Source organism: Pseudoalteromonas sp. B62 (assembly GCF_037162565.1).
Lineage (GTDB): Bacteria > Pseudomonadota > Gammaproteobacteria > Enterobacterales > Alteromonadaceae > Pseudoalteromonas > Pseudoalteromonas fuliginea.
The window spans coordinates 3177964-3190781 of sequence record NZ_JARLVB010000002.1 but is presented as its reverse complement, the minus strand read 5'-3'; the positions used below and the strand labels follow the sequence as shown (position 1 = coordinate 3190781).

The following is a 12818-nucleotide window of genomic DNA, read 5'->3' as shown; positions in this document are numbered from 1 at the left end:
TGTTTATCAAGATAAATAAAGCAGCTAATTTACAGGTTCGCTATGTCTCACGAAGGTTTTATCGCTCTATGAATATTTTTCTAATAATTGCAGGTACATTAAGTGCTGTTGTAGCAACTTTGCATTTGGGTTGTATCTATTTTGGAGGTTCTTGGTATCGGTTCTTCGGTGCAGGAGAGCAAATGGCATTACTTTCTGAGCAAGGAAGTATTAAACCAACTCTTATTACTAGTGTAATTGTTCTGATTCTGTCAACTTGGTCATTGTATGCATTTTCAGCTGCAGGTGTTATTTTTAAACTTCCATTCATCCGCCTAGCTCTTGTATTAATAACTTTTATTTATTTAGCCCGTGGTGTTGCAGGGTTCTTTTTAATAAATAACCCTATGGGGCGTTCGCCTGAATTTTGGGTTTGGAGTTCTATTATTTGTTTATCTTTTGGTATTGTTCACCTTGTTGGTTTAAAACAACAATGGGCAAGCTTGTGAGTAGAGTGTAATCTAATAAAGAATCAAACGAGGGCTATTACAATTGGCTTTTGGTAAAGCATTATATTTATAGTTAACTACTTCTCACCAATAATTGACTGAACAAGGAATATTAAAATGGATAAAATGTCAGTTCACATAAACTCTAAACCTTTAGAAATTTACCCGCAAAAACAAACTTTAAAGGTGGTAGCTGATGAAGTAACCGAAAAAGCGACTGTGCACAAAGTAGCTGTTCAAAGTGACCAAGTGGATATATCCGAAGAAGGAAAAGAAAAAAGTCTGGAAGATCAAAATCGAGAGGCGTTACGTAAGTTATCAGGCAATGAAGATGTAAATCAAGCATCACAATCTGAAGAAGATCCTATTGATGAACAGATTGCTGAAATACAAGAAAAGATAGAAAAACTACTACAGGAAACTGCATTATTACGCAGCAAAGAAGATGAAGAGTCGCAGGCTAAAGTGAAGGTACTAGAAGCCGAAATTACAGGGCTTAGCACTCAACTTATTGAGTTATTGAAACAGAAATTAGAATCGGGTAAATAACAAGCACAGTAAGTATATGGTACGCAGTTGAAAACTTAAAAACGTTATTAAGTACGTAATAAAGCCGCTACCTTACTCTAAAAGCGCAGCGGCTCTTACTCCCTTTGTGAATTAATTTGATGTCATCAACATTAGCTTTGCCTCTTTGCCGTCTGTTAATACCGCGACGTTACCTTTATCAGTTATAAACACATCTCTTAACCGGCCTGCGGCCTCAGGGAAGACGTGAGACTGCGTAAACTTACCACTTACCAGATTAACGCTGTAAAGCTTTTTATCGACTAGCGTTGTGATTAGCACATGTTGTTGTAATGAAGGAAAAGCTGCATGTTTAGAGCCGTAATACGCCATACCTGATGGCGCTATTGATGGCGTCCAATTAACGCTTGGTTTTTGCATGCCTTTATATTCGGTAAATGGTGAAATACGCGCTTGCGAGTAATCTTTGCCATAGGTGATTACCGGCCAGCCGTAATTAGTGCCAGCGTTTAAGTAGTTTAGCTCGTCACCGCCTGCAGGGCCGTGTTCGTGGCTTACAATTTGCTGCGTATCGTAATCATAAACTAAGCCTTGAGGGTTACGATGACCAAGTGAGTAAACAGCATGTGCATTTAGGTTTTTGTGATTAATAAATGGGTTATCTGTTGGAATGGTGCCATCTAGGTTTATACGTAATATTTTACCAAGTTGGCTGATGATAACCTGTGCTTGCTCTCTAAAATCAAACCCATCGCCTGTTGAAACTAATAACGTATTGTCAGGTAGGACAAGGGCGCGTCCTGCGTAATGTTGCGGTGTGTTTTTATCAGTCGCTACTTTATAAATAACGTTAGGCTTTGAAAAGTCAGTACCATTAAACGTGGCTTTGGCAACAACAAGCCTGTTTGCGCTTGCATCACCTTGGGCATAAGTAAAAATAACTTCTTTGGAGTTGTTATAATCTGGTGATAATACAATGTCGAGAAAACCACCTTGGCCTGCAACGTATAAACCTGTTAGGTTTAATTTTACTCTTGATTGCACATTGTTTTTAACTATAACGACGTGACCATCACGCTCTGTAATTAACCACGTGCCGTTTGGTAGTTCAACCATGCTCCACGGAGACTGTAATTGCGTAGCCAGTGTTTTTGTACTGTATTGCTCCTTTGGTAACGCAACATCTGCATTAACAGAAAACGAAAAAAGCGAAAGCAAAGTAAAAAAAGAGATACATTGTTTACGGGGCAAGCCTTTGCTAGCATGGCTAGTATAAGAAAAAAGCTTTATTTTAAGTTGAGATAACCATGTCGTTTTTAACACGTATATTGCCTTCATTTTTAGTTTCTTGGTTACTTACATTCACACTTGCTAGCTTGTTTCATAGCCAATACGTTGTCAATCAATTAGTTAATGTAGGTGTGGTGGTGGGCTTTAGTGATCGTGCTAGTTTAACGCTTGATGATTGGTTAGGCTTATTACCTACCTACGGCGCTATTATTGCCGTAGCACTTGCCATCGCTTTTTTTGTTACCGTAAAGCTTAACAAAAAGGTTCAAAAATACAGTACTCAGCTATTTGTTATTGCTGGCATTGTGGCGTTTGTTATTGTTTTAACTGCCATTGAATCAATTATGAATATTCATATTATAGCGGGCGCAAGAGGCTGGGGTTTTTATGCTCAACTGCTTGCAGGCGCAATAGGGGGCTTTGTGTTTGCGATGCTTACTAAGGCCCTAAAAAATAAGGCAATAAAAGAGCCTCAACCTTCTACTTAATAAAGCTAAGTGGCCTTATAGTAAGTGGGGGGCTTATAAAATGTGATTAAAGCCTACGATAGTAGACTCTTACCACAGCTTTATAAATTCACGCCATAACTGCTTTAATCGCTTCTAAGCCTTTTTTTAGGGTATCTGCATCGGTAGCATAGTTGATACGAATACACTCGTGCTTGTGCGCCCAGCTGTCGTCAATACCAATAAAAAAGTTGTGACCTGGGATCACATACACGTCTTGCTCTTTAAGTTGTTGGTATAACACCTCGCTTGTTATTTTTGCATCTTTAAACCACAGCCACATAAAAAATGCGCCTTCAACTTTGTGTAAATAAACAGGTAGTTCGGCAAATACTTCATCAAACAACTCAATCGCTATGTGTGCTTTATTGCGATAAAAAGGCAGTACAACGTTGCGGCACAGTGGGAGTAGTTCGTTGTCGTTAATTAAGCGTGTCACTAAGCTTGGGCCAATACTATTTGGCGATAAAACCATGCTGCCGTTTACGCGGCCAATTGCTTTAATAATCTCATTATTGGCAACCACAATACCGCTGCGTAAACCCGGTAGGCCCAGTTTTGAAAGTGACATACATAAAATAATGTTTGAGTTCCACGTTAGGTTTGCATCGGTGTAAATACAACCTGGGAACGGATCGCCATATGCGTTATCAATAATGAGTGGAATACCATATTGCTTAGCAAGCAAATCAAGGTGTTTTACTTCATCGTCAGTAATTACATTACCTGTTGGGTTGGTAGGGCGTGATACGCACAGCGCGCTTATGCTGCTGTCGTTTGCTAATGTGTTTTCAACCGCTTTAAAATCAATGACGTATTTAAACTGTTTTGATGTGCTACCTGTATTTAAAATTTCGATATCAGGCTTTATGGCAACAAACATATCAGCCGATAAACCTTGGTCGGCATAACCTATATACTCTGGCGCGAGGGGGAATAAAATCTTTTTGTGGCTGCCATCCGGCATTTCGCCTGCCAACATATTAAACAACACAAAAAAGTTAGCTTGGCTGCCATTGCCAAGTGCTACGTTATCGGCGCTAATATCCCATGCGTACTCTTTACTTAGCTGGCCTGCTAATGCAGCTCTAAACTCGTCGTTACCGGTTGGGCCATCGTAAAGCCCAAACACTTGCGATACCTTATTACTGGCAACAAGTTTTTGTAATTCACTTAAAAAAACCTCATTTACTTGTGGTACTAATGCGGGGTTACCGCCACCTAGCATAACAATATTAGGATTGTTGCTGTTTTTAGCACCACCTAAATCTTCCATTAATTGGGTAATGCCGTTGGGTTGTGTAAATTTAGTGCCAAAGTTGGAGTAGTTCATATTGCATAGCGTTTATTAATAATGGGGAGGGCAGTATAGCGTAAATAAAGGGCTTAAATTCGATGATGAGAATAATTCAATGCTTAGCTTTGTAGCTAGCTATGACAATAAAATTTCTATAAAAAAAGGCTAAGTTAATTTTTTAACGCCGTATAAAAACTCTTCACCACAATCCATCCACAAATCAAATTTGGTCATGACTTTGGTGAACATGGGGGCGTGCAAAAATTCGTTTAACCATGCGCGTACATGCGTGTATTCACTTTGTAAGTACCAATGTTTATCTACGCGAGCAAACTGCCTAATAAATGGCAGCAGGGCATAATCGGCTAGACTTTTTTCATCGCCCATTAAGTATTTATGCGTGGTTAGTTTTGCTTCAAATTGCTTAATAAACTCTTCGCAGAATTTTTGGTAATAAAGGTGTGCCATGTCTTTTGTGCGAGCATAAAATTTGTACTTTTCGAGCACGGGTTTAAATTGCGTGTCGTTTAGCTTAATTAACTCAAGCATGTGCTCAAGTGCTAATGGGTCTTGAGTATGCAGTAAATTATGCGGATCGTTTTGCTTTAAAGCCCACAGCATAATATCTAGGCTTTCATCTATAACTTGATTATTCGGCAGTAATAAAACAGGCACCGTGCCTTTTGGCGATATTTTCAAAAGATGCGGTGGCTTGTTTTTAGTTTTAATAGCGCGAAGTAAAACGTGTTGCTCTGCCATTAAAATACCCATTCGTGCACGCATTGCGTATGGGCAGTGTTGTAATGAATATAATAATGGCAGTGTCATTTTACTTACCTTAGCTATTTAAGCCTTCAACATATTGCTGACGTGTTTTTACTTTTACCATGTGATTTAACTGATCAGCAGCGTGTGTTTGCCCACTAATTAAATCTTGAAAATGCGCAAGTAACACGGCTTTATCTAGTTTTTCTTTATCGCCTGAGCCAATGTCGGTTAAATCAATCATAAACTCGTCAAACTTGTCGGCGTAATCGGTTACGATATCCATGTTTAAAAATTGCTCATGGTTATAAATGCTCGGGTAGCCGCCTTTTTGTTTATCAATGGCAAAGCTAATGCCTTTTACATTGGTAACGGTTGTTTCTTTTTTACAGCTCAGCATACAGCTTGCATCAATACGTGGCTTTTTACAGCCAACGGTTTGCTGGAAAAAACACTGTCGGCTGGTCATCATTAGTATTGGGTGATAAATGCTGTACATCATTTTTAAAGTTGTTAGGGCGTTTAATACTACGCATTTGCTGTTTGTTTATTTCGTTTGAAATAAACGCGCCTTTCGCATTTAAATCTTCTTGTAGTGTTAGTAACGCGTAAGAGTTTGTAGTGTTTAATAATGGGCCGGCAATCCAGTCGATGCCCATTTGCACTGCTTTAAATGCAACGCCTGTGTTATTACTTATAATAAGCCTAGGTTTTACAACCTCGAGTAAACGTACAGCTTCTTCAAAATCTTTACCAATTAACACCGCCGGAAACCACGGAATTAACTGCGGGTGCTCTAAAAATACGTTGATGTATTTATCGTTATCGGTTCTAAAGCTCTCAGGTAATTTAAAGTAAACATCGCCATCTGTTAAATCACAAAGGTGAACGTCTTTTATGTCCGATATTAAAATGGAGAGTGTTGTTTTATTCTCTGCTTTTTCGTGGTTTACTAGTTTTGGTAATTCAACAGGGGCAATTACGTCTTTGCCTTCGTTTAATAAAAACGCGACTTGCTTTTTAATGCGCGCTAGCTCTTTAAACGGAATGCTTAAGTTGTTGCCTAAGTTTGAGTAATCCATATTTTTAATTTCAAAATTGGCATTACTAAAGCTTTTAAAGCGTTTATCAATAGCAGCAATATCAACAACCGATTTATCGGCGGTTTGCATAGGCATTTGCGATTGAACTTCAAAGCGTAGAGGCTCTTTTTCGTTTTTACTCGAAAGCGTAATATCGTTTTTATCTTCAATAACTATGTTTACAGTGAATGGCTGATTTAATTGTCCTGAAAATTCTAATGTAAGCTCGCGTTTTGAAATATCTAAAAATTCAATTTTCTTTTTAACTAACGAATCAATTTCACTTTTTTGGGTAGAAAGCTCTTGCTGTGCATCGTAAATTTGCACGACCGAAATTGCGTTGTTTTTTTCGTTAGCGTGATCAAAACTATGGTCACGCGGGTTATCGGTAAACATGTTTTTGGTCATGTCACCGGTTAAAAATTTATTAGTAAAGTTACGGTTAAATACTTTGTATAAGCTTGAGTCGTCTTCAATTAGGTTACCGGTTTGCACAAAAGTGTCTATCTGTTTGCGCCAGCTATCAATAACCGTATGTACGTAGTTAGCACCTTTAATGCGGCCTTCTACTTTTAGCGAGTCAACGCCTGCGGCTACCAACTCAGGTAAATCAAAATAGGCTGAGTTGTCTTTTAAGTTTAATGGGTGTTTGTTACCCATCGCCGTTGGCTCGTATTCATCACGACACGCTTGCGAGCAGCGACCACGGTTACCCGAGTTACCTACACTCACTGAGCTTGAATAACATTGCCCTGAAAATGCAATACATAATGCGCCGTGCACAAATACTTCGGTTAATACGTCGCATTTATGCGCTACGTCGGTCAGTATTTTAATTTCAGTTAAGTTAAGCTCGCGCGATAAATTTACACGTGTAGCGCCAATGCGCGCTAAAAACTCAACCTGTGATTCGTTATGCGTAGTTAACTGAGTTGATGCGTGAATATGCAAAGTAGGAAAGTGCTTTTTAACTATATTGAATAACCCTAAATCTTGCACAATAATGCCATCAAGGGTTGTATTCAGTAGCTGATTTAATAGCTTAAATAGCGCACCCATTTCGTGCTCTAATATAACTACATTTAGCGTTAAAAATATTTCACAGCCGTATTCATGGGCCAAGCGAAGTGCGCCGTTAAGCTCATCAAACGAAAGATTAGACGCTCGGTTACGTGCATTAAAGGTATCTAACCCACAATAAACCGCATTAGCACCGGCTACAATGGCGGCTTTTACCGCGTTTACATCACCGCCTGGGGCTAATAGTTCAATCTTTCTACTCATGACAACTTCACTTCGCTCATATTTAATTGCCGCGAATTTTATCTGGTTAGTAGCATGAATGCTATTTATTGAGAGATATAATGATTTTAAAATGTAGAATCAAGCTTTTAAACGAGCAGCTTTAAACTTTGCTATAGTAAAGTATGCTTATAGGTACACATTCAGCTAACACTTAACTCAATTGCTCACGTAATCAACAATAGTATTTATATAAATGTATGATAAGGTTTATGTTTACTTATTGACCTCATATAACACATGAAAAAATCGCTACTTTTTTACTAATTATTATTATCTCTTCAGTGGTGAGTATTCAGTTATTTATTATTCCGCAATTTGAAAACAAGGTGAGGCATCCCACTGAAAAATGGGCGTTAGAGTTTTTAACATCGGGTTCTACCGATTTACTTGCCGACCAACTTAAAGGTATACCTAAAAACGACAGATTAGCTTATTTAAACAATATACAGGCTAATTTTGGCTTTGCGCTTTCTTTGCAAGCATATAATCAACGTGATTTTTCGAGCGAGCAAAACACCTTACTTACAGAAAATAAAATTTTAGGCGACCCATTTGCTGATTTAGTTTATCGAAAAATTGATGACAGCCAGCTCTTAGTTATTGTTAAGCCAAACTCTGTGCCTAAGCATTTAGTAAATGAAGCACAGCGTTGGGTGATGGGCACTTTTTATTTACTTAATAATAGGTTAATACAGTACCCTAAAAAAGAGTGGCCGCAGGTTATTGATTCGCTAAGCCATGAATTTGCATATCCCGTGTTGCTCAAAACCTTGAGCGAATTAAATTACACATCGCAGCAAATGGCTGAATTAGAACAGGGCGTGATGGTTTCTATATCATCAAACGATTCTGATTTTATAGGGTATCCCGCCGATATAGTGATGCAACGTATTGGCAATAGCGATCAGGTTATTGTGCTAGGCCCATTTAGCCCTGAGCTAAAAAGTAAAGTTGTGTATATGTTGAGTGTGTTTTATTTTATATTCGGCTTTTTTTACTGATCCCTATTATTATTTGGTTAATTCCTGGGTGGCGTTCTATGCGATCTCTTAACAAGGTTGCTGCGCTGCTTGGGCAAGGTAAGTTTGAAACGCGGGCTAAGCTTATTCGTTTTAGTCATTTAAATAACTTATCTAAAACATTTAATATAATGGCCGAAAAAATACAACGTTTAATTTCTTCACATAAAAATTTGGTTAATGCGGTGTCGCATGAGTTACGCACACCTATTGCGCGTATCGAATTTAACTTAGAATTACTTCGTGGCAGTACAACAAACGACTATCAGGTAGGGCAGTTAGATCGTATTGAAATTTCGCTAAATGAATTGAATTTACTTGTGTCTGAAATGCTTACCCACGCTCGCTTTGATAGAGAAGCCCCAACATTAGCATTAGAAACTGTTGAGCTTAATCAATGGATAAAACAAGAGCTAATTGTTTGGCAAGAAGCAAACCCAAAAAAACAATTACATTACTTGAAAATGCTGAGTGTGAAGCACTGCTTGATAAGTTTTATATGAGCCGAGCTTTAAGTAATTTGATTCGAAATGCGATTGCTTATGGGCGAGATGTTATTCAGATCAGTTATCAAAAAGTGGGGAAAGGTTGGTTAATATATGTAGAGGATGACGGCGATGGCGTTGCTAACTCAGCTCGAAGAAAGATATTTGAGGCATTTTACAGAGAAGATGAAAGTCGTAATTTACAAACAGGCGGAACCGGTTTAGGCCTTGCTATTGTGAAGCAAATATTAGATTGGCATGGTGGTGAGGCGAGTGTTGATGAGTCTTCTTTAGGTGGCGCACGTTTTATTTTGCGTTGGCCTACTAACATGTAAGTCACGGATAGGTTTGCAATTAGTTAAAATGATTAGACACATAACTCTGCTTAGTAAGAGATCAATCTTATAATCGTTAAATAGAGCCTGTATATAAGCCGATAGGTATGACATGGAATACGTTATGAAACCAAAAATTTTAGTTGTAGAAGACGATTTGCCGTTGGCAGAGTCTATTGATGAGTATTTAACGCTTGAAGGGTATGAGGTTAAAATAGCGGCTAATGGGGAGGATGCGGTTACAACTATTCTACAGTGGCAACCTGCATTAGTTATTTTGGATGTTATGTTGCCCAAAAAAGATGGCTTAACGGTGTGTCGTGAGGTTAGGCCTTTGTACAATGGTTATATTGTTATGTTTACCGCACGGGAAGAAGAAATTGATCAAATTGTTGGGCTTGAAATTGGCGCAGATGACTACTTACTCAAACCGGTAAAACCTCGTTTATTACTTGCTAAAATTAAAGCGTTTTTAAGGCGTGAGCAACCTATGCAAGCTGCAGGGATAAACACACAAGCTAAAGGTTTTATAAGCTTTGGAGAACTCGTTATCGCATCCCACAATAGAACGGTTACGTTAGGTGGTTTGCCAGTGCAACTTACCGATGGTGAATACGACCTTTTAATATTGCTGGCTAAAAATGCTGGCACGGTTTTGTCTCGTAATAGTATTGTTGAACAGTTAAAAGGTTATTATTATGACGGTATTGAACGTGGTATAGATAACCATATTAGTCAGTTACGCAAAAAATTGGGCGATGATGCGCGTAATTCTTTAAAAATTAAAACGGTACGCTCAAAAGGGTATTTGTTTGTTGTAAGTGCATGGTAAATAATAGGGTTTGTAGCAGTAGCATATTAAAGCTACTGCATTTAAGGCGCTATAAATGTTATTCCTCAGCCATTACTCGTTTACCGTTTTTATCAACAATAAGTAAATAAGAAGCGCCAAAATCACCAGTGCATAAATCAATAAATTTATCATCAATTTTTAAACCATTAGCGCAGCTGTTAACGCTTAAGTAGTCGGTGACTTTGCCTTTTTCAGTGGTTATTGTTTTAGTATTATCGATTAAAACAGTGTAATTACCGTTAGCAAATAAACGTACATTAAATACGTCTGCATTATTGTTTTGCTTTTTATTAAGCACCGAAACAGTTTGTTCGCCCGATGCTTTCCAAGCAATAACCCATAGGTTATCGTTATTGCTTAAAGTTTTGGTTATACGCTCTTCTTGGTTTGTGGTAATGCTGTTTTTAACACCTAAATTGATCATATTGTTAATTGCTTTATAGCTGTAACGATAAGTTGTGCTTACTGTGTTACTTGCTACATCGGCTGAAATAATAGTATCGTTATCAAATAGGCCGCTATAACCTGTGCTAATGTTCCTTTTTTAAGATGAAGATCGGCCATGTAGTCTAGTGAATTTACAAAAGATACTCTTGCCTCATGAGTTAATTTATCATCTAGCTCATCTGAGCTTTCACCACAGCCACTTAAAATAGTTGCAAAGCCAAACAACAATGAAATACGTAGTCCTTTATTACTGGTGTTCATAATAATCTCCATAATTTTTAGTTTTATTGCATTTAGTAACTGATTCTAGAAATGAGGTATTTAAGTCGTAAATTTATAGCTCAAAGGCTAACATATCAGTAGACATGTAATTCTCAGGGCTTGTCGGGTATTGTCATGAATTGTAAGAAGCTGTTAATTTTTTATGTGTTTATCAATTTCGCAGTGGGTTACTTCTTATTTTTATTAATTTTATACAGGCTAATTTTATCAGTAATCTTCCCCCGTTATGTACGCAAGAAAGTGCAAACTCTATTCCTGCCATTGAGTCAGAAATCATGAACACCCAACTAAAAATAGCCACATTTAACCTGTTTAACTACCTTGAGCCGCCCAATGCATACTATGAATTTGAGAAAATTTATACCGCGCAGCAGTGGGCTAAAAAGCAGCGTTGGGTTGTTGATTACTTAACAGATCATGCCCCTGATGTGATTGGTTTTCAGGAAGTGTTTAGTATTGATTCGTTAAAAGAGCTAGTTGCTGAGCAAGGCTATAATTACTTTGCAGTAGTTGATACGCCAGAGGTGATTGATGATTTTATTTATAAACGGCCAGTAGTAGCGATTGCCTCTAAATATCCCATAGTTGAAGTAGCAGCGGTTGAGCATGACAGCGAGCTTGCAAGTACGCTTGGCCTTAATAGTGAGTTTACTTTTAGTCGTAAGGTATTGAGAGCGACCGTTACTTTGCCGCATATAGGCAATACTGATTGTTACGTGGTGCATTTTAAATCTAAGCGCCCAATGATTAATGTTGATGAGCATAATAAAGAGCTTACACCCGAGCAAAACATAATTGAAATTTTAAAAGCGAACGTAGCGGGTGGGTGGGGCTCAACGATTCAGCGTGGCAGTGAAGCTACATTACTAATGATACAAATGATTACTCGCCGTGAAGCTACGCAACAACCCATGCTATTAATGGGGGACTTTAATAATGAACTTGCGGATGGTGTATTAAGTCATTTACTGACGAGTACGCTACGCTTTGCACCTGCGTTTGACGCTAAAACCTACCTTGCTAAATATTGTTTAAATGATTCATGGGATTTGTTTGTTAAGTCGCAGCTAAGTAATGATGAAGTGATTAGCGATGAAGCAATAACAAACGATGTACAAAGCGATTGTGATAGCAGTAACAGCCAAGTAAAAAATATAAACATAACAAAGGCAGCACCGTTAAGACCGGCAACACATTATTATGGCGCGAGCAGCTCTGTGCTTGATTACATTTTATTGTCGTGTGAGTTTGATGCTAGTTACGATGACAGCTTTTTTGAAGTCAGTGGTTATGACACTTACGACAGGCACTTAATAAATCCCGAGTATGATCGAGACGATCTAAGCACCGACCACGGTGTTGTGTTGATCACACTAAAATTAAGGTCTTAAAGGGTGTTTTTATTATGAAGAAATTAATTACATTCTTGGTTTTTTTATGTTTAATTCTTTTGCTGCAGAATTTCCTACCAGTGCACGTTCTGAAAAAGCGATATCAATGGTTGCACCCACTTTAAAAAAGCAACTATCTGATAAAGGGCTTGAATATGGTGCACCTATATTTATTCGAATATTCAAAGACCCAGGTATTCTTGAAGTCTGGCTGGAGTCGGATGATGGCACATTTATACACTTCAAAAATTATGAAATTTGTACTTTTTCAGGTGATCTTGGCCCTAAATTAAAAGAAGGCGACAACCAAAGCCCTGAAGGCTTTTATTATGTTGATGCTAGTGGGCTTAATCCTTGGAGCAATTATCACTTATCATTTAATTTGGGCTTTCCAAATAAATATGACCGGACACACAACCGAACTGGCAGTGCACTGATGGTGCATGGCAACTGTGTTTCTATTGGGTGTTATGCGATGACTGATGAATATATAAATGAGATTTACGCGTTGGGTGCTGCAGCGTTAAAATCGGGGCAATCTTTTTTAGGGTTCATTCATTTCCGTTTATGCTTGAGGATGAAGTTTTATCAAAGCATAAAGCAAACCAATGGTACCCTTTTTGGTTTAACCTTAAAGAAGGTTACGATTACTTTAACAACTATAAAAAGCCACCAAATGTTGAAGTTTATAAAGGAATGTATACGTTCGAAAATAGATATTAATGGTAAAAAATATACGTAAATA

General features: G+C 38.0%; 12 protein-coding genes and 2 pseudogenes. 9 read left to right on the top strand and 5 right to left on the bottom strand.

The features are described from left to right. Window positions 1–68: 68 nt before the first annotated feature. Both P4S71_RS18900 and P4S71_RS18895 read left to right on the top strand, forming a co-directional pair. A complete protein-coding gene (locus P4S71_RS18900) occupies window positions 69–488 on the top strand; it encodes a hypothetical protein (RefSeq protein ID WP_337120439.1) in 420 nt (139 codons plus the stop codon). 126 nt (window positions 489–614) lie between these two features. Next, complete coding sequence (locus P4S71_RS18895) at window positions 615–1037, top strand: hypothetical protein (protein ID WP_337151275.1); 423 nt, start codon at window positions 615–617, stop codon at window positions 1035–1037. Between the two features lie 111 nt (window positions 1038–1148). Here P4S71_RS18895 and P4S71_RS18890 read toward each other — a convergent pair whose 3' ends face one another. Then, window positions 1149–2339 carry a PQQ-dependent sugar dehydrogenase gene (locus tag P4S71_RS18890; RefSeq protein WP_337151274.1) on the bottom strand — a complete coding sequence of 397 codons (1191 nt, stop codon included), beginning with the start codon at window positions 2337–2339 and terminating at the stop codon, window positions 1149–1151. Between P4S71_RS18890 and P4S71_RS18885 the strand changes: the two genes are divergently transcribed. Continuing rightward, window positions 2324–2794, top strand: a complete 471-nt coding sequence (locus P4S71_RS18885) for a hypothetical protein (protein WP_096793222.1) — start codon at window positions 2324–2326, stop codon at window positions 2792–2794. The two genes, P4S71_RS18890 and P4S71_RS18885, sit on opposite strands and share 16 nt — an antisense overlap. Window positions 2795–2882: 88 nt before the next feature. Here the strand turns inward: P4S71_RS18885 and P4S71_RS18880 are convergent, their stop codons facing one another. The 3 genes and pseudogenes from P4S71_RS18880 to P4S71_RS18870 form a co-directional block, all read right to left on the bottom strand. Further along, window positions 2883–4145 (bottom strand): valine--pyruvate transaminase, encoded by a 1263-nt coding sequence (locus P4S71_RS18880; protein ID WP_096793221.1) that lies wholly within the window; start codon window positions 4143–4145, stop codon window positions 2883–2885. Window positions 4146–4274: 129 nt separating this feature from the next. Further along, window positions 4275–4937, bottom strand: a complete 663-nt coding sequence (locus tag P4S71_RS18875; RefSeq protein WP_337151273.1) for a glutathione S-transferase — start codon at window positions 4935–4937, stop codon at window positions 4275–4277. 10 nt (window positions 4938–4947) lie between these two features. Then, a pseudogene (locus P4S71_RS18870) lies at window positions 4948–7240 on the bottom strand (peptidase U32 family protein). 305 nt (window positions 7241–7545) lie between these two features. Here P4S71_RS18870 and P4S71_RS18865 point away from each other — a divergent pair. The 4 genes from P4S71_RS18865 to P4S71_RS18850 all read left to right on the top strand — a co-directional run bounded on the left by P4S71_RS18865 (window position 7546) and on the right by P4S71_RS18850 (window position 9932). Next, complete coding sequence (locus P4S71_RS18865; RefSeq protein WP_337151272.1) at window positions 7546–8262, top strand: hypothetical protein; 717 nt, start codon at window positions 7546–7548, stop codon at window positions 8260–8262. Window positions 8263–8300: 38 nt separating this feature from the next. Continuing rightward, window positions 8301–8783, top strand: coding sequence for a histidine kinase dimerization/phospho-acceptor domain-containing protein (locus P4S71_RS18860; RefSeq protein ID WP_337151271.1), 483 nt, complete (start codon window positions 8301–8303; stop codon window positions 8781–8783). Further along, window positions 8780–9100, top strand: coding sequence for an ATP-binding protein (locus P4S71_RS18855; protein WP_337120431.1), 321 nt, complete (start codon window positions 8780–8782; stop codon window positions 9098–9100). The genes P4S71_RS18860 and P4S71_RS18855 overlap by 4 nt, the downstream gene beginning before the upstream one ends. A 124-nt stretch (window positions 9101–9224) precedes the next feature. After that, window positions 9225–9932, top strand: coding sequence for a response regulator transcription factor (locus P4S71_RS18850; RefSeq protein WP_033030387.1), 708 nt, complete (start codon window positions 9225–9227; stop codon window positions 9930–9932). A gap of 58 nt (window positions 9933–9990) precedes the next feature. Here the strand turns inward: P4S71_RS18850 and P4S71_RS18845 are convergent. Then, window positions 9991–10661: pseudogene (locus P4S71_RS18845) on the bottom strand (hypothetical protein). Between the two features lie 296 nt (window positions 10662–10957). On the opposite strand from P4S71_RS18845, the gene P4S71_RS18840 reads away from it, so the two are divergent. Further along, on the top strand, window positions 10958–12073 hold the full coding sequence (locus tag P4S71_RS18840; RefSeq protein ID WP_337120429.1) for an endonuclease/exonuclease/phosphatase family protein: 1116 nt from the start codon (window positions 10958–10960) through the stop codon (window positions 12071–12073). A 46-nt stretch (window positions 12074–12119) separates the two neighbouring features. Continuing rightward, a complete protein-coding gene (locus P4S71_RS18835) occupies window positions 12120–12815 on the top strand; it encodes a L,D-transpeptidase family protein (RefSeq protein ID WP_337151270.1) in 696 nt (231 codons plus the stop codon). Window positions 12816–12818 lie beyond the last annotated feature (3 nt).

What these genes read in the sequence shown, in the direction of transcription:
- P4S71_RS18900 (WP_337120439.1), top strand. Translation starts at nt 69, where the DNA reads ATGAATATTTTTCTAATAATTGCAGGTACATTAAGTGCTGTTGTAGCA.
- P4S71_RS18895 (WP_337151275.1), top strand. Translation starts at nt 615, where the DNA reads ATGTCAGTTCACATAAACTCTAAACCTTTAGAAATTTACCCGCAAAAA.
- P4S71_RS18885 (WP_096793222.1), top strand. Translation starts at nt 2,324, where the DNA reads ATGTCGTTTTTAACACGTATATTGCCTTCATTTTTAGTTTCTTGGTTA.
- P4S71_RS18880 (WP_096793221.1), bottom strand. Translation starts at nt 4,145, where the DNA reads ATGAACTACTCCAACTTTGGCACTAAATTTACACAACCCAACGGCATT.
- P4S71_RS18875 (WP_337151273.1), bottom strand. Translation starts at nt 4,937, where the DNA reads ATGACACTGCCATTATTATATTCATTACAACACTGCCCATACGCAATG.
- P4S71_RS18860 (WP_337151271.1), top strand. Translation starts at nt 8,301, where the DNA reads ATGCGATCTCTTAACAAGGTTGCTGCGCTGCTTGGGCAAGGTAAGTTT.
- P4S71_RS18855 (WP_337120431.1), top strand. Translation starts at nt 8,780, where the DNA reads ATGAGCCGAGCTTTAAGTAATTTGATTCGAAATGCGATTGCTTATGGG.
- P4S71_RS18850 (WP_033030387.1), top strand. Translation starts at nt 9,225, where the DNA reads ATGAAACCAAAAATTTTAGTTGTAGAAGACGATTTGCCGTTGGCAGAG.
- P4S71_RS18840 (WP_337120429.1), top strand. Translation starts at nt 10,958, where the DNA reads ATGAACACCCAACTAAAAATAGCCACATTTAACCTGTTTAACTACCTT.
- P4S71_RS18835 (WP_337151270.1), top strand. Translation starts at nt 12,120, where the DNA reads ATGTTTAATTCTTTTGCTGCAGAATTTCCTACCAGTGCACGTTCTGAA.